This window comes from Maricaulis sp. (assembly GCF_030149425.1).
Classification (GTDB): domain Bacteria; phylum Pseudomonadota; class Alphaproteobacteria; order Caulobacterales; family Maricaulaceae; genus Maricaulis.
On record NZ_JASBRQ010000036.1, the window covers coordinates 45,459 to 62,470 of the forward strand.

Here is a 17,012-nt window from a genome sequence, read left to right on the forward strand (position 1 = left end):
ATTTCGCCTAGTGCAGGGTGTCGAGCCCGCGATCGCGCGCCTGGCGCCGGACCCAGCGGTGGAACATGGTGAAGGCGCCGATGCCGATCAGCAGCATCAGGAATTTCACCCCTTCCGCCCCGCTGACATGACCGAGCCAGGCCAGCCCGGCCGCGAGCCCGGCCATCAGGGCCCAGACCAGCGCCACATCGCGATGGCTCCAGCGCAGACGCAGGAGCAACTGGTAGGCATGGGCGCGGTGGGCGTGCAGGAGATTGCATTTGGCCCGCGCTCTCGAGGCCATGGTCAAGAGCACATCGCCGAGGATCGGCATTACCAGGAGCGGGGCAAGCCAGACCGAACCGGCCGGACCGGTGACCGCAAACCCCAGCGCCAGGCCGCCCAGTATCATGGCAATGCCAAGCGAACCGATATCGCCCGCAAACAGGCCCGCACGGCCACCCAATAGCGGCATGTTGAGCACCGCAAACCCGCCCAGAGCCGACGCCAACAGCACCGAAAGCGCACCCAAAGCGCCCTCGCCCATCACCCAGAGCGCCAGCGCCGCCGGGATCAGCGACAGGGCCATGAGACCATCCGACCCGTCCATGAAATTGACCGCATTGGTCAGGGTAAACAGCCACAAAGCCGAACCGGCCAGGCCCACAAGCAGGGGCAAGGCGATGCCCAGCTCGGTGACCGGTCCGATGGCTGCGGCGAGCCCCAGGGACAGGGCGATAAAGGCAATGAATTTAAAACCTTCATTGAGGGTGAACAGATCATCCAGCAAGCCGATCACCCCGGCCACGGCCCCCGCCGCCAGGATCGCAATCAGCACCACCGCCTCGTTCGGCGCCAGCGGACCGAGCCAGATCACCCCGGCAAAGACACCGGCCAGTACCGCCAGCCCGCCACCGCGCGGTGTCGGCGTCACGTGACTGGAGCGCCCGTTGGGGGCGTCAACAATGCCCGCAAAGCGCACCAGGACCGCACCCAAAAGAGCCGCCAGGAAAGCGACAAGCGGACCGAAAGCGGGCGCAAACACCTCCATCATGCGAGCTCATCCGCATAGGTAATCTCGCCATCGAGAATGCCGGCAAGCCCGACCTCGATGGCAAACCCATCATAGCTGTCCGCCGCCCGCTCGGCCTTTTCCTCGTCCTTGAACAGCGCGAAACAGCTCGCGCCGGAGCCCGACATGCGCGCCAGTTCAGCCCCGTCCTGGCGCTTGAGCCAGTCCAGGGCGCGCTTGATCTTCGGTTCCAGCCGCATCGCCGGGCGTTCCAGGTGATTGGGTTCACGCACCAGCCAGTCGAGGATATGACCACCCAGAGCGCGCCCTGGCTTTAGCGGAGCCGGTTCTGTTTCATCATATGCAGCAAAGACTTCGCCGGTCGCGACCGGCACGCCGGGATTGATGATCACAGCGGTCAGCGAGGGGAATTTCCCGATCAGCTCGATTGCCTCGCCAATCCCGCGCATATGCAATGGACGCGAATAGACACACGCAGGGACATCCGCGCCCAGCTCGATCGCCAGCTCGGCCAGCTTGTCGAGCTCCCAGTCGATCTCCCAGAGCTGGTTCAACGCCCGCAGGGTCGCGGCCGCATCCGCGGAGCCCCCGCCAAGCCCCGCAGCCACGGGGATCTCCTTTTGCAGATGGATCAGCGCGCCCTTGTCGATCCCGGCACGGTCCTGCAGCAGACGGGCTGCCCGCAGGACGAGATTATTCTCTTCTTCCTGCAAATCGCGGCTGGCCTCGCCGCCCATGGTCATCAGCAAGGCAACCTCGTCACGCACGGTGATCATGTCGCCCCAATCGGCGAAGGTCACGAGGCTGTCGAGCGGATGATACCCGTCCTCACGCGGCGGACCGACGCGGAGACTCAGATTGATCTTTGCGGGGGCGAACTCGCTGATTGTACCCGACATAATGACGCTTTTTCTGTTGCTTACGGAGTGGCGGGCTGTTGAGCACTTTCCACATACTCAACGCTTTCAGGCTCCGGCAGACCATGTTCGAGCCGCTCAAGCAAGGCTTCGCGCTCATCCTCGTCAGCATCAAGATCAAGGGCACGCTGCCACTGGAAGCGTGCCTCCAGCCGGCGCCCGACCTGCCAATAGGCATCTCCGAGATGGAAATTGGCCGTTGCACTGCCCGGTGACAGGGCGGCTGCACGCTCCAGGGTCAGGACGGCAGCCTCGTAATTGCCGAGGCGATAATGTGCCCAGCCGAGACTGTCGATGATATGACCGCGCTCCGGCTCGAGCTCGGCGGCGCGCGCCACCATGGCGAAGGCCTCATCCAGGCGCTCGCCGCGATCAATCCAGAGATAACCTAGATCATTGAGCACCTGGGCCTGGTCCGGTCCGGTCGCCAGCGCCTGCAGGTATTCCTGCTCTGCCGCCACATCATCGCCCTGCAGGAACAGGCAGGAGGCCCGGAAATAATGATAGCGCCAATCGATCGGCAGGCCGCTTTCAGCCTTGCTGGCGATCACGTCGGCATACAATCCTGCAGCTTCACCGCACCCGCCATTGACGCGCAGCAGATCGGCCAGGATCAGCCGGGCTTCATTATCGCCGGTCTCTTGCAGCAGCTCCCGCGCCATCGCCGTGGCCGCCTCCATGCGGTTGAGGCGGGCGGTCAGCCAGATCAGATCGACCTGGGCCGCGATGTAATGCGGACCTTCCGGAACAGATTCGTATTCAACCAGGGCCGCTTCGGGCAGGTTGATCCGCTGCAGCACTTCACCGAGCAAGAGCCGGTTGGCCTGCAGGTCCGGGTCGAGCCGCTGGATCATGCGCAGATAGAGCGCAATGATGTCCATATCCGCTTGTGCTGCGAGACTGGCCGCGGGGCCAAACGCGGCCAGCGCCGCGGCCTGCGCTTCGGTCGGACGGCGCGGCGGGCGGCCACCGGCATCCACGCGGGCCAGCGCATCCAGTACGATCGGGTCAGTCGGTATGGTGGCGAGATATTCCCGGTACAGGGCGCGGGCGTTATCGGCCTCCCCCTGACGCTCGAGGAAGCCGCCATAGATGAGCGTGGTCATGCGCGGGAAGGCGGAACCGAAAACCGCCGCGCGATACCCCTGATCAGCGGCTTCGAGATCTCCGGCCGCTTCTTCGAGCATGGCCCGGTGAAAAGCGATAAAGGGCAGGAGCTCACCATGCGCGGACATGCGCCGCGCCTGGGTCAGCGCGATCTCGCTGCGGTCATCGCCGACCAATGCCCAATGCAGGAAAATTTCGGCGATAAAGGCGTTGAAGGGCCCGTAGGGCGGCGCCGCGTCCAGCACATCGACGGCTTCGGAATAGCGGCGCCCGGCCATCAAGTCGGTGGACAGATACAAGCTGGCGAGACGGCTCGGATCACCCATTTCAACCGAGTCACGGGCAAAGCGGGCGGCATCATCCATCCGGCCAGCCAAGAGCGAGGTGATATAGGTGTGGTCGGCCAGGGTAACATCGCCCGGCGACTGCTCGGCAGCGGCCGCATAGTATGAGGCCGCACCGTCCGCATCGCGATGTTCACGGGCATAGCGCGCCGCAAGGAAGGCGCCATAAACGGAGGGCTCATCCTCCGGCACGCTGACACAGGCGCTCAGCAAGCTGCTGGCGAGAACAATAAAAGACAGGCCGACAACGCGTTTCATGAATTCATGCTCGCGCGAGCGCGCCGCTGAAGCAAGCGCCAAGCACCGCATGGGCTTGCAAATTCGCCAAGCCCAGCGGCGTGCTTTGATTACATATTGGCGTAAATCGGTCCGCCGCCGCCTTCCGGCGTCGTCCAGTTGATGTTCTGGTTCGGATCCTTGATGTCGCAAGTCTTACAGTGAACGCAGTTCTGTGCGTTGATCTGAAAGCGCTTTTCGCCACTCGTTTCGTCGTCGATCCATTCATAGACACCGGCCGGGCAATAGCGGGTCGAAGGACCTGCAAACTCGCCCAGCTCTGACATCTTCTGCAGCTCTTCATCAGAGAGTTTGAGGTGAATGGGCTGGTCTTCCTCGTGATTGGTGTTGGAAATGAACACCGAGGAGAGACGATCGAAGGTCAAAACACCGTCCGGCTTGGGATAGTCGATCGGCTTGTGCTTGGAGGCGGGCTCCAGGCTTTCCGCATCGGTTTTGCCATGCCCGAGCGTGCCGAAGGGCGACCAACCGCCAAAGATCGTGTTGCACCACATGTCGAGGCCGCCCAGGGCCACACCGATCAAGGTGCCGAATTTGGACCAGAGCGGCTTCACATTGCGCACGCGCTTGAGATCCTTGGCCACCCAGGAGCTTTCATAAGCCGCCTGGTACTCGGCCAGCACATCGCCTTCACGGCCGGCGCCGAGCGCCTCGAACACGCTTTCCGCGGCCAGCATGCCGGTTTTCATGGCGTTGTGGCTGCCCTTGATGCGCGGCACGTTGACGAAGCCAGCGGAACAGCCGATCAGCGCGCCACCCGGGAAGGCCAGTTCCGGAACGGACTGGTATCCGCCCTCGGTGATGGCACGGGCACCGTAGGAAATGCGCTCAGCGCCCTCGAAGGTCTCAGCGAAGGCCGGATGCGTCTTCAGCCGCTGGAATTCCTCGAACGGCGTCAAATACGGATTCTTGTAATTGAGGTGAACGACGAAACCGATCGAGACCAGGTTGTCGCCATAGTGGTACATGAAGGAGCCGCCGCCGGTGGAACCATCAAGCGGCCAGCCCATGGTGTGCTTGACCAGGCCCGGCTTGTGGTTTTCCGGCTTCACACGCCACAGCTCTTTCAGGCCGATGCCGAATTTTTGCGGCTCCTTGCCTTCGGACAGGTTGAAGCGGTCGATCAGCGTCTTGGCCAGCGATCCGCGCACGCCTTCCGCGATCAGCGTGTACTTGCCGCGCAGTTCCATGCCGGGCTGGTAGCCATCTTTCTGGCCGCCATCGCGAGCAACACCGAAATCGCCGGTGACCACACCCTTGATGACACCGTCTTCCTCAACGACATCGGCGGCCGGGAAACCGGGATAGATTTCCACGCCCATGGCCTCAGCCTGCTCGCCGAGCCAGCGCGCGACATTGCCGAGCGAGGTGATGTAGCAGCCATGATTGCTCATCAGCGGCGGGAACATCAGCGTCGGCAGCGAGATCGAACCAGCCGGCCCGAGCACTTCGAAAATATCGGTCTTCACCGGGTCGGTGAGCGGAGCACCCTGCTCCTGCCAGTCGGGAATCAGCTCGTTGAGCGCCTTGGGATCGACAACCGCGCCGGACAGAATATGCGCGCCGACCTCGGCACCTTTCTCCAGCAGGGCAATGGAAATCTCCTGCCCCGCTTCAGCAGCGAGCTGTTTCAGGCGGATCGCAGCGGACAGGCCAGCCGGGCCTCCACCAACGATAACAACGTCATACTCCATGGACTCGCGTTCGATTGCGGCGTCGGTCATTGGCCAGACATCCCTCTTTGTCGTCAGTTGGAAGCACAGAGCGTGCTTGCCGGAATCCGGTCATAGCTTAGGATCACGCCTTCATCTAGCGCGACCGGTGCTACGGATCAAAGATTTTACGTTGACGTTCACGTAATGCAAGAAACCTCGCTCACCCGGCAGGACGAAAAAGCACTCAAGGCCCTCATAGACTGGTGGGCCGAGGCGGGGCTGGAGCTCGACGCCCCGATTGTGCGCGCCAAACCCGGCCGTGCCCCTGCGCCGGCCGCTAAGCCGCGCGCCATTGCCAAACCGCCCCGCGCGGCAACAGCCGCCGCAGCCCGGGCTGCCGGCTTTGGCGATACACGAAAGGCCGGGCCGGGGGCCCTGGAAGCGGCCGCCAAGGCGGATACGCTTGAAGCGCTGGAAAAAGTCATCGGGGAATTCGAGGGCTGCGCCCTCAAACGCACAGCCCGTAATACCGTCTTTGCACGAGGCAATGCGGGCGCCCGCATCATGATCGTGGGCGAAGCGCCGGGCCGGGATGAGGACGAGCAGGGCAAACCCTTTGTCGGCCGCTCCGGACAATTGCTCGACCGCATGTTCGCCGCCATCGGCCTTGGCGAGGACGACCTCTACATTTCCAATATCGTCAATTGGCGCCCGCCGGGAAACCGCAATCCGACGCAGGAAGAGATTGCGATCTGCCTGCCGCTGATCGAACGGCATATCGCGCTCAAGGCGCCTGATTTTCTCGTCGTCGCCGGCGGCGTTTCGGCGCAATCCCTGTTGCGCAGCGAGACCGGTATTACCCGCCTGCGCGGACAGTGGTCGGACTACAAGCTGCGCGATGCGAGCGGAGCGGAAACCGGTCAGACGATCCCCTGCCTGCCGGTCTTCCACCCGTCCTTCCTCCTGCGCCAGCCGGCCTCCAAGCGCCAGGCCTGGAGCGATATGCTGGCGCTGGAGGCTCGGCTGAACGGGCGCTAGCCGTCCGAGTTGAGATAGGCGAGTGCAGCATCCAGTGCGCCCTCGCCGGAGGCTTCAATGTCAGCCACGACACCGGTCGCTTCCCAGCCTTCGCCGGTGCGCGGGTCAAAAGTCCGGCCACGCGGCACGAAGATCGCGAATTGGTCGCTGACGCGCTCGACATTTCCGAAATGCCCGCCGCCGCCGGTGGTTTCACCGGCCGTCATGGCGCGACCGGCCACCTGCATCCCGAAGGCGAAAGACTCAGCGGCAGAAAAACTGTAGCGGTCGGTCAGGATGATGAGCGGCCGGTCGACAAACCTCGATCCGGGCACATTGTCATGGGTCCAGCGTTCCCGCTGCGGCGCCCCGCGCATTTCCGTCGAGGTCAGATGCGTCGGCTCGGCAAAGAAGTAGGACGAGAAGTGCAACAGGGTTTGCGGGTCGCCACCGCAATTGCCACGCACATCGAGGATCATGGCCGGTGCATCGGCCAGTGCTTCCATCGCCGTATCAAAGTCGGCGCGGTAGGCGTCATCGCCGAAAATCCGCGGCAACTGGATATAACCGGTGCCATCGTCAAGCGAGCGCCACTCCATCGGGGCGGTCCGGCACCATTGGCTCCGCGCTGCGGCAGCATCGCGCTCTGCGGACGGCCGGGCCGGCGCCGCGGCCTCACCTTCCGGACGATAGATCAGGCGCAGATGAGCATCATTGGTCAGCTCATAAAGATCTGCGGTCACCGCCTCGGCGAACGGGCGCGGCTCGGAGATATCGGCATATCGCTCGCCCTCAGACATCAGGAAGTCCGAAAGCTGCTCCGCCTTGTCCTCATAGATATAGCCGTCTGCCAACAGACTTGCCGCATTGCTCAAGGCCTCCTGCTGCCAGTCCGGCTGGTCCTCGAGAGCCGTCGCGCCGGTGCTAAGCACCAGGGCCAAGCTGGCCCCCATCATCCAATTACCCATTACTGTATTCCTTTTCTGCTTGGAGCTCGGCGAGGCGTTGCCCCACCGGCTTGTTCTTCAATGCTTGCTGAACCGCGCGGCTGACTTGCAGCAGGTCGACACCGACCTCGTCACACAGAGCGCGGTAAACCTGCTCGGTCTCCTTGTGCAGCGCCTCGATCCGGCGCGCCTCGGCCCGCCCGGCTTCGGTCAGGGCCAACAGCCGCACGCGGCGGTCATTGGGGCTGATCTGTGCCTCGACCAGACCGCGCTCGGTCAGTGTCCGGGTGAAATTGATGATCAGGGGATGAGAAAGCCGCAGCCGGTTGGCGATCTCCACCACTCCGAGCGGACCATGCTCGGCCAGAAGGCGCATTGTGGATCCGGCCCGGCCGGGCGCCCGCGGAGCCTCATCTGTCCGGCTCGGCGAGGGTTCTGCCTCTGCCTCATTGGCCTTGAAGCAATCCAGCATGCGCCGGACATGATGCGGCAGAACCGCCATTCCCAACTCGTCTACAAAGTCGTCAGCCATCCCGCGCCTCACTTGCGTAACTAATTACGTAACTAATTACGAAATATCGCCAAGCCAACTTAAATCGCGGCAATATTGGGCGGCGGCGCCGCAGATCGGGCGATACAAGCCGTGATCTCCGGGCGCATCATCAAAGCCATTGATTCCTCTGCAGGACTCAAAAAACCCGGCTGATCTGCGCAAAATGTTCTTGCTTTGTTCCCCGCCGTAAGCCACCTTGGGCTCATGACCGAGCGCCCGGGAGGCTACGCCCTTAACGCCACCGAAATGACCCAGGATGCACGCCCCATCGCCCCGGGAACCCGCATCAAGGGTCGTGGCGCTCGGTCAAACCAATCCGGCCGCTTCGAAGCTTATCAGCGCGAGGCGTTCGATGATGGCTGGGGTGCGGTTGCCAAGACCGGCTCCGAAGGCGATCTGCCGCTGCCGGACAGGCTGGCGACCGTTGTGCTGAAGGATGCCTCGCGCTCCATCGTCTCGACCAATGCCTCGCCGGATATCGCCTTTGACCAGTCTATCAACCCGTATCGGGGATGCGAGCATGGCTGTGTCTACTGCTATGCCCGGCCAAGCCACGCCTATTGGGGCTATTCCCCGGGGCTGGACTTCGAGAGCATGATCTTCTCCAAGCCCGACGGGGCGAAGCTGCTGGAGGATTTCTTCAACCGGCCGCGCTATGAGCCCAAACCCATTGTCATCGGCGCCAATACGGACGCCTGGCAGCCGGTCGAAAAACGCCTGCAACTGACGCGCAGAATTCTCGAAGTCTTCGCCCGTTACAAACACCCGGTCAGCTTCATCACCAAATCCGCCCTGGTGCTGCGCGATCTCGATATTCTCGCCCCGATGGCCGAAGCCGGTCTGGCCAAGGGGGCCATCTCGCTGACCACGCTGGACAATCGGCTGGCGCGCGCCATGGAGCCGCGGGCCGCGGCGCCACATCGCCGGCTCAAGACGATTGAAGGGCTTCATGCGGCCGGCTTGCCGGTCACGGTGATGATGGCGCCGGTTATCCCGGCCCTCAATGATCACGAGATCGAACCCCTGCTCGACGCCGCCGCAGGCGCCGGTGCAAGCGGGGCCGGATATGTGCTCTTGCGCCTGCCGCTCGAGATCAAGGACCTGTTCCGCGAATGGCTGGCTGAAAAATATCCTGGCAAAGCGGCTCATATCATGTCGCTGCTGCGGGAAATGCGCGGCGGGCGCGACTATGATCCCAGCTGGGGCCAGCGCGGCCGCGGCCAGGGCCCCTATGCCGAGCTGATCGGCAAGCGGTTTCGCACCGCCATGCGCCGTCATGGCTATGCCAGCGAGCGCCGGCCGCTCGACTTCAGCCAGTTCCAGCGCCCGCACGGCAGCGCCGACCAACCCGCCCTGTTCGACTGACCGCCTCGGCCCTGCACCCGGTCAAGCAGGCAAGTCGCACGCCGATCGTTCGCCCGCGACGCGACAGAGCTTGCCGCCCGGATGCGGCCATGGCTTTATCCTCCCCGGGTAGGGGGTTTGTCATGCTGTTGCGTTTGCTCTTGTTATTGCCCGCCGTTGTGATGACGGCGGCGTGCTCGGTACAGTTCGAGCCCTATCAGCGCGGCGACACGACCGAAGAAATCGCCGCCTATATCGAGGTCCGCTTTGGTCAGAATGCACGCGAGGCTGCATTCTTCAGCGCGCTGGAGGATGCTGTCACGGACAAGGACGGCCCGGCCCTCCTGCCGCTACTCGCACCGCGCATCATCAGCGACAGTATCGACAGCGATATGGCGAGCTTTTTCGGCGAATTTCCCGACACAGCACCACAACGGTCCGATATCGTCACCTATCGCTTCAACCGCGACCAATCGGGCAATGGCCCGGATCAGCTCTCGGTGACGGCAGAATTCGTCTATATCTATGCCGACACCAACCCGGTTTTCATGACCGTGAGCGGCGAAGCCGCCGGCTCCGATCCGATCCGGGTGATCAATCTTCGCGCCCAGCCCCTCGACCCGCGCAATTGGGCCGCGCCGGCCGAGCTCGGCCCGATCCGCCAGGCCGTGCGCGCCATTGCCTATGCCACACCGGTCATTCTGATTCTGGCCTTTGCCCTCTGGCTCGCCATGCCGCGGCTCAAACACCGTTATCTCTGGCTGATCGCCATTTTCGCGACGACGCCGACCTTCACCTTCAACTGGGCCAGCCAGTCGATCAATGCGCTCGCCCCGACGCTGGAGCGGAGCGATGAAGGTGTCTGGCGTATCGAGCTGGTCGAATGGATCATTACCGGGGTGCAGCTCTCCCGCGTCGGCGATTATCACCCCTGGATCATCACCATCGGCCTGCCGCTGGGCGCGAGCTGGTTCCTCTTCCGGGCCATTGCCGGACGCCTGGAGAAGAAACCGGTATCGGGCCGCCCGGCTGACGCCTGAGGCAGTCAGGCGCGGCGGATCGCCGAAGCGCCGGCCAGGATTTCAGCACGCAGATCGGGCGGCGACGCCATGAATTCGGGGATCTGCCCCCGGGTCAGCGGACGGGCCAGCAAATAGCCCTGCACGATGACCTCGCTCTGCTCGCCGAGCGCGATCAGCTCATCCATGTCCTCCACGCCCTCGACCACTACACCCATGCCGAGCTGGTGCGCCAGGTCGATGGTGGAATGGACGATGATCTGGGCCTCGGGCTGGTTCTGAATGCCGGAGATGAAGGAGCGGTCGATCTTGATCTTGTCGAAGGGGAAGGAGCGCAGATAGTTCAGCGAGGCGAAGCCGGTACCGAAATCGTCAATGGCCAGGCCAACGCCGAGATCCTTGAGGCGACGCAGCACGGTCAGGGCGCGCGCCTCGTCATCGATCAGCACGCCTTCGGTGATCTCGATCTCGAGCCGTGACGGATCCAGCCCGGCCGAGCGCAGGGCCCGCTCAACCGAAAGGACCAGATTGCCCTGCTTGAACTGCGCCGGGCTGACATTGATGGAAACCCGCTGATGAGCCGGCCAGTTGACCGCTTCACGGCAGGCCCGCTCGATCACCCATTGGCCCAGGCGCAGAATCTGACCGGTTTCCTCGGCCAGCTGCACGAATTGCGACGGCGGAACGAAGCCGCGGTGGTCATCATCCCAGCGCACCAGGGCTTCAAAGCCGACAATATCGCCGCGACCAAGATGGGCTTGCGGCTGGAAGTGTAGATCCAGCAGCTCATCCTCGATGGCCAGAGCCAGATCGGCCTCAAGCATGCGCTTTTCCTGCATTTGGCGGCCCATTTGCGGATCGAATTCGGCGACGCCATTGCGGCCCAGATGCTTGGCTCGATACAGCGCCTGATCCGCCTGGTTCATCAGCCGGTCCGGATCCTCGCCGTCGAGCGGGAACATGGTCACACCGCCCGATGCGCTGACATTGAGATGCACGGCGCCAATCGTTGCGGGCTTGGCAACATTGTCGACAACGCGTTCTGCGATGGTCGTCGCTTCCAGCCGGCTTTCGACATTAGGCAGGATGACGGCAAACTCGTCGCCGCTGAGGCGTGAGGCAATCGCCCCGGCTGGCAGGCTATCCAGCACGCGTTCGGCCACTGCCACCAGAAGTGCGTCCCCGGCCGCGTGACCGTGCACATCATTGACCTCTTTGAAGCGGTCGAGATCGAAGAACATCAATGCGACCTGGTCATGCGTCATCCAGGCGCGCTCGAGCTCATGCTCGAGGCTCTCACGAAAACGGGCGCGGTTCGGCAGGCCGGTGAGCGGATCGTGATGCGCCATATGCATGATACGGGCGCGGGCACGCTCCTCGCTGGAGATATCGCGAAAAGCCAGAATCAGGCTGGCCGACCCCTCATAGTCCATCTCCCGGGCCTGGACCTGCACGGTGATGGTTTCGCCCGACTTCATCCGCAACTGGCAGGTTTTCTGCTCGCCACTGACCATGCTGCGCAAGGCATCGGCGGAGTCATCGTTCAGCCCGAGCTTGCACAAGGGGGTGCCGGCGAGGTCCTCGCGCGACAGGCCGACCATGTCGAGAAAACGGGCATTGGCCTCGACCACGAGCGTGTCCCGGACCAGGACCAGCCCCTCAAAGGTCGCATTGGCCAGCGCTTCAAGCCGGGCACGTTCCGCGCGGCGGCGCTTGCGATTGGTCAATAGACAACGGGGCACGGCCCAGGCGGCAAAATAACCGATCGCCATGCCCAGAACTGCGACTATGCCAAGAAGCCAAAGCCCCCCGCTCCCGGCATTTGAAGTCAACTCGGAAACCACGCTATGAACCCAACCCACTCACATTTATTTTTTCCGAGCCTGGCATGAATTCTTGGATTTTCACTTAACGCGATGACCGTAAGTGGCGATTTTCTTATTTGCGGGATCGATGAAGCCGGTCGCGGGCCGCTGGCAGGCCCTGTCGTAGCGGCCGCCGTTATCCTGCCGCCGGATTGCCCCGTAGAGGGGCTTGCCGATTCCAAGAAGCTGACGGACGCGCGCCGCCGCAAGCTGGCCACGGAGCTGAAAGCGCATGCCCTGATCGGCCTGGGCATTGCGGAGCCGGAAGAGATTGACCGGCTCAACATTCTTCACGCGACCATGACCGCCATGCGCCGGGCCTGCCTCAACCTGCCAATCCTGCCGCACAAGGCCGAGATCGACGGCAATCGCATTCCTCCATCAATGCCGTGCGAAGCCGAAGCGATTGTCAAAGGCGATAGTAAGGTGGCGGCTATCTCTGCCGCTTCAATCATCGCCAAAACCGTGCGCGATGATTTGATGCAGCTCGCCGAGAAGCGCTTTCCTGGCTACGGTTTTGCCGGGCATAAGGGCTATCCGAGCCCGTCTCACAAAGAGGCATTGATGCAGCTGGGCCCCTGCCCGATCCACCGGCGGAGCTACGCCCCGGTTCGTCAAGCAACCGAATCGGCGCAAAGCAGGGATGCGAATCATTGTGGATAACTTGATTCAGGGTTAACGGCCCGTTAGCCCTAAACGTTGAAAAACCATCCTTGGAACAAGCTTGTGCGAAACAGGTGGAGTGGCGTGTGATGGGCAGTATCCCGGTTGATGAAATTCTTGCTGGCGAATGCGTGGAGGCGATGAAATCGCTTCCCGATGAGAGCATTGATCTGGTTTTTGCCGATCCCCCCTACAATCTCCAGCTCGGCGGCGATCTGCATCGCCCGGACAATTCCAAGGTTAATGCGGTCGATAATGACTGGGACCAGATCGGCGGTTTCGACGATTATGATCTCTTCACCTGGCAATGGATGGAACAGGCTCGCCGGGTGTTGAAGCCGAATGGCGCCATCTGGGTGATCGGCTCCTATCACAATATTTTCCGCGTCGGCGGCATTCTCCAGGATGCCGGCTTCTGGGTGCTCAACGACATCATCTGGCGCAAATCCAACCCGATGCCGAATTTCAAGGGCACGCGCTTTACCAATGCGCATGAGACCCTGATCTGGGCCGCCAAGACCAAGGAAGGGCGCCCGACCTTCAATTATGCGGCCATGAAAGCCCTCAATGACGGCATCCAGATGCGATCCGACTGGACCCTGCCGATCTGCGGCGGCGCCGAGCGGCTCAAGGATGATGAAGGCAAGAAGGCACACCCGACGCAAAAGCCCGAAGCATTGCTGCACCGCGTTCTGCTGTCGACGACCAATCCGGGCGATGTCGTCCTCGACCCCTTCTTCGGCACCGGCACGACCGGCGCCGCGGCCAAGCGCCTCGGCCGTCACTATATCGGTATCGAGCGCGATCCGGGCTATATCGACGTCGCACGACAGCGCCTGGCGGATATCGAACCGGCCTCGCGTGAAGCGCTGAGCGTGACCCAGTCCAAGCGGGCCCAGCCGCGCATCCCGTTCGGCGCCCTCGTCGAGCGCGGCATGGTGAAGCCGGGCGACACGCTGTACTGCCCGAAGGGCCGTCACACGGCACGGGTGCGGGCCGACGGCTCGCTGATTGCCGGCAAACGCGCCGGTTCCATTCACCAGGTTGGCGCCCAGATCCAGAGCGCCCCGTCCTGTAACGGCTGGACCTATTGGCATGTCCGCACCAAGGCAGGCCTGGCCCCGATCGATGTGCTGCGCGCCGAAGTCCGGGCCTCACTGGAAAACTAAGACCCGACAGAGCCTTTCATGAGCCAATCGCCTGATGCTTCCGGTTTGATGGACACTGTCTTCGCCGGGATGGGTGAAGCTGTTGTCATCGCAGATGCAAATCGTTGCATCACACGCCTGAATAGGGCAGCCGAGACACTATTCGGCTATAAGGAAGCCGAGCTGATCGGCCAGCAAACTCTGGCGCTCTATGCCGACCCGTCGGGCTTTGAAGACACCGGCCGACGCTATTTCAACCGCGACGGCAAAGGTGAAAGCGCCGAATACCAGATTCATTACAAACGCCGCTCCGGTGAGGTGTTCCTGGCCGAAACCCTGGGCACGCCCATTCTCGACAGCGACGGCATTGTCACCGGTTATGTCGGTATTATCCGCGATATCTCGACGGCCAACCGGGTACAGGAGACACTGTCCCAGCTCTACGCCATCACAACCGACCAGCAATTATCCGCGGCCGAGAAAATCGAGCACATCCTGGCGCTCGGGGTTCAGTATCTTCGACTGCCGGTCGGCATCGTCGCCCACATCCAGAATGACAGCTATATCGTCGAACACGTGGTCACGCCCGACGGCTCGCTGGAGCCCGGCGCGAGTTTCGATCTGGGCGAAACCTACTGCCTGCACGTAGTCAATGCCGATGGACCGGTGGCCTACAATCATACCGGCGATAGCGAGATCAAGGACCATCCCTGCTATCAGAAATTCCAGCTGGAAGCCTATATCGGCGTCCCGCTGATCGTTGACCAGGTTCGCTATGGCACGCTGAATTTCTCCAGCGCGGAGATCCGGCCCGACGCCTTTACCGAAGACGAGATCCAGTTCGTGCAGCTGTTCGCGCAATGGATCGCGCAACAGATTGCACAGGAAACGCGTCTGGAGGCTTTGAACGAAGCCAAGAGCATGGCCGACAGCCTGCGCCACGAGGCCGAAGACGCCAACCTGTCCAAATCCCGCTTTCTGGCCAATATGAGCCATGAATTGCGCACGCCGCTGAACGGCATTGTTGGCCTGTCGCAAGCGCTGGAAGACAGCCTGCCCGACGGTGTGGCTCTGGAACATGCCCGCATGATCCATGAAAGCGCCGACACGCTGACGGAAATCCTCAACGACATCCTTGACATGTCCAAGATCGAAGCCGGCAAGCTGGAGCTCTCACCGTCCGAGGTGGACCTGCCGCAATTGCTGCGCGATGTGCACGCCCTGTTTCAGGCCAATGCGGAGGGCAAGGGCCTCGCCTTCGCATTGGACATTGCTCCGGACGTGCCGCGTTTCGTTCGCATAGATCCGCTGCGCGTTCGCCAATGCCTGTCGAACCTGATCTCCAACGCCATCAAATTCACCGATAAGGGCCAGGTTGCGATCGCGGTGAACACATTTGATGGCAATGACATGCACCGCGTGACCATTGCCGTTTCCGACACCGGCATCGGCATCCCGCAGACCAAGCTGGAGACCCTGTTCGACCCCTTCACCCAGGCGGAGAGCGACACGTCGGCCAAGTTTGGCGGTACCGGGCTGGGCCTCGCGATCACACGGTCCCTCGCTCGCATCATGGGCGGCGACATCTCTGTCAGCTCGACATATGGCGAGGGCTCGCGCTTTACCCTCGATGTTATGGCCGACAGCGCTGAAGGCGCGGACCAGCAGGAAGTGGAGAAGACCGCGTCGGAACTGGCCCAGTCGAGCAAATACGCCGAGCTCAAAGGCATCCGGATCCTGCTGGTCGAGGACAATTTCATCAATCGCCAGGTGGCGCGGGCCTTTCTGGGACCGCTGACGACGTCAATCACCGAGGCCGAAAACGGTCAGCGGGCTATCGAAGCCATTGAAGAAACGGACTTCGATCTCGTGCTGATGGATGTGCGCATGCCGGTGATGGACGGGTTTGAGGCCACCAAGCGCATTCGCGGCCGCGATGATGGCCGTGCCAGTCTGCCGATCGTTGCGCTGACCGCCAATGCCGCCAAGGAAGATGCCCAGGCCTGCCTGCGCGTCGGCATGGATGCCTTCGCCGCCAAACCGTTATCGCCAACGCGCCTGTATGAAGCGATCCGCCAGTCGATCGCACTCGGGCGCAGCCGGCAGGCATTGTAGACGGACCTAGCTGTCCCGTCCGGCCTTGGCCACCTTGCGCATGACACTGGGCAGGGCATGGTCGCCAAGCCGGTCTCGCTCGGCCCAAACACCTTCCTCCGGCTCCCAGTCCGGCCGTGCATCTGCTTCGCGCACCTCAAGGCGCAATTCGAAATGGGTGAAGATGTGGCGCACTTCGCCGCGCGTCTGCCAGTCCGCCATGAAGGGGGGCTGGGCGGCCGGCGCTGGCGTTTCGCTCCACTCGGTCGAGGGGATTTCCATCATACCGCCGAGCAAACCCTGATCCGGCCGTTGGCGCAGCCAGATGCGGTTTTCGCGCCGGACCAGCCAGGCCGTGCCGCGACGGACCGGTTTGGGCTTTTTCTTTTCCTTGCGCGGATAGCTGAGCACATCGCCCGCGGCGCGGCCCTGACACGCCTCGCTCCAGGGGCAAAGCAAACAATTGGGAGATTTGGGCATGCACACCGTGGCGCCCAGATCCATGATCGCCTGGGCATAATCGCCGGACCTTTGCGGATCCGCGATGGTCGCGGCAATCTGCTTGATCTCCCGCTTGGCCTTGGGCAGCGGCGTCTCGATGCGCCACATTCGCGTCATGACGCGCTCGACATTGCCGTCGACGACGCTGGCGGGCTGGTTGAACGCGACCGCTCTTATCGCATTGGCGGTGTATTCGCCGATCCCGGGCAGGTCGAGCAGCGCCTTGAGATCAGACGGGAACTCGCCACCATGGCGCTCCATCACCGCCTGGGCACAGGCATGCAGATTGCGCGCCCGGGCGTAATAGCCCAGCCCGGCCCATTCGCGCATGACGTCCTCCCGGGGGGCGCCGGCGAGATCATTGACCGTGGGCCATAATTCGAGGAAGCGCAGCCAGTAGGGCGTGGCATGCGGCACGGTGGTCTGTTGCAGCATGATCTCCGACAGCCAGATCGCATAAGGATTGGCGATCGCACCGGCAGCGCGGTCCTTAGGACGTATGCGCCACGGCAAGGCCCGGCCGGACCGG

At 62.7% G+C, this 17,012-nt stretch carries 14 protein-coding genes; 6 read left to right on the top strand and 8 right to left on the bottom strand.

Features of this window, described 5'->3' with window-relative positions; translation table 11 throughout:
• Positions 1-7 precede the first annotated feature (7 nt).
• From Q1V57_RS05555 to Q1V57_RS05570, 4 genes are all read right to left on the bottom strand, one after another.
• The gene (locus tag Q1V57_RS05555) at positions 8-1,033 is read right to left on the bottom strand and encodes a hypothetical protein (protein ID WP_300528422.1); all 1,026 of its coding nucleotides are present in this window, start codon (positions 1,031-1,033) and stop codon (positions 8-10) included.
• Entirely contained in the window at positions 1,030-1,911 is an 882-nt protein-coding gene (locus tag Q1V57_RS05560; RefSeq protein ID WP_300528425.1) for a 4-(cytidine 5'-diphospho)-2-C-methyl-D-erythritol kinase, read from the bottom strand. The genes Q1V57_RS05555 and Q1V57_RS05560 overlap by 4 nt, the downstream gene beginning before the upstream one ends.
• A gap of 20 nt (positions 1,912-1,931) precedes the next feature.
• Complete coding sequence (locus Q1V57_RS05565) at positions 1,932-3,638, bottom strand: tetratricopeptide repeat protein (protein ID WP_300528426.1); 1,707 nt, start codon at positions 3,636-3,638, stop codon at positions 1,932-1,934.
• A gap of 89 nt (positions 3,639-3,727) precedes the next feature.
• Positions 3,728-5,401 (bottom strand): electron transfer flavoprotein-ubiquinone oxidoreductase, encoded by a 1,674-nt coding sequence (locus Q1V57_RS05570; RefSeq protein ID WP_300528427.1) that lies wholly within the window; start codon positions 5,399-5,401, stop codon positions 3,728-3,730.
• A 135-nt stretch (positions 5,402-5,536) separates the two neighbouring features.
• Here Q1V57_RS05570 and Q1V57_RS05575 point away from each other — a divergent pair, with 135 nt between their 5' ends.
• Complete coding sequence (locus Q1V57_RS05575; RefSeq protein WP_300528430.1) at positions 5,537-6,370, top strand: uracil-DNA glycosylase; 834 nt, start codon at positions 5,537-5,539, stop codon at positions 6,368-6,370.
• Here the strand turns inward: Q1V57_RS05575 and Q1V57_RS05580 are convergent.
• Entirely contained in the window at positions 6,367-7,317 is a 951-nt protein-coding gene (locus Q1V57_RS05580) for a S41 family peptidase (protein ID WP_300528432.1), read from the bottom strand. The two genes, Q1V57_RS05575 and Q1V57_RS05580, sit on opposite strands and share 4 nt — an antisense overlap.
• Positions 7,310-7,828: a MarR family transcriptional regulator gene (locus tag Q1V57_RS05585; RefSeq protein WP_300528435.1), complete on the bottom strand. Its 519-nt coding sequence runs from the start codon at positions 7,826-7,828 to the stop codon at positions 7,310-7,312. The genes Q1V57_RS05580 and Q1V57_RS05585 overlap by 8 nt, the downstream gene beginning before the upstream one ends.
• A 267-nt stretch (positions 7,829-8,095) precedes the next feature.
• Between Q1V57_RS05585 and Q1V57_RS05590 the strand changes: the two genes are divergently transcribed.
• Together Q1V57_RS05590 and Q1V57_RS05595 are read left to right on the top strand one after the other, a co-directional pair.
• Positions 8,096-9,214, top strand: a complete 1,119-nt coding sequence (locus Q1V57_RS05590; protein WP_366145085.1) for a PA0069 family radical SAM protein — start codon at positions 8,096-8,098, stop codon at positions 9,212-9,214.
• A gap of 122 nt (positions 9,215-9,336) precedes the next feature.
• The gene (locus Q1V57_RS05595) at positions 9,337-10,233 is read left to right on the top strand and encodes a hypothetical protein (RefSeq protein WP_300528439.1); all 897 of its coding nucleotides are present in this window, start codon (positions 9,337-9,339) and stop codon (positions 10,231-10,233) included.
• 5 nt (positions 10,234-10,238) lie between these two features.
• On the opposite strand, the gene Q1V57_RS05600 is transcribed toward Q1V57_RS05595, so the two are convergent.
• Positions 10,239-11,984: a GGDEF and EAL domain-containing protein gene (locus tag Q1V57_RS05600; protein WP_300528441.1), complete on the bottom strand. Its 1,746-nt coding sequence runs from the start codon at positions 11,982-11,984 to the stop codon at positions 10,239-10,241.
• 144 nt (positions 11,985-12,128) lie between these two features.
• Between Q1V57_RS05600 and rnhB the strand changes: the two genes are divergently transcribed.
• The 3 genes from rnhB (at position 12,129) to Q1V57_RS05615 (ending at position 16,003) form a co-directional block, all read left to right on the top strand.
• Positions 12,129-12,740, top strand: coding sequence for a ribonuclease HII (gene rnhB / locus Q1V57_RS05605; protein ID WP_300528444.1), 612 nt, complete (start codon positions 12,129-12,131; stop codon positions 12,738-12,740).
• Between the two features lie 89 nt (positions 12,741-12,829).
• The gene (locus Q1V57_RS05610) at positions 12,830-13,909 is read left to right on the top strand and encodes a site-specific DNA-methyltransferase (protein WP_300528455.1); all 1,080 of its coding nucleotides are present in this window, start codon (positions 12,830-12,832) and stop codon (positions 13,907-13,909) included.
• An 18-nt stretch (positions 13,910-13,927) separates the two neighbouring features.
• The gene (locus tag Q1V57_RS05615; protein WP_300528447.1) at positions 13,928-16,003 is read left to right on the top strand and encodes an ATP-binding protein; all 2,076 of its coding nucleotides are present in this window, start codon (positions 13,928-13,930) and stop codon (positions 16,001-16,003) included.
• A gap of 6 nt (positions 16,004-16,009) precedes the next feature.
• Here Q1V57_RS05615 and mutY read toward each other — a convergent pair.
• Positions 16,010-17,012: A/G-specific adenine glycosylase (gene mutY / locus Q1V57_RS05620; RefSeq protein WP_300528450.1), on the bottom strand; the 1,003-nt coding region annotated here is incomplete at its 5' end.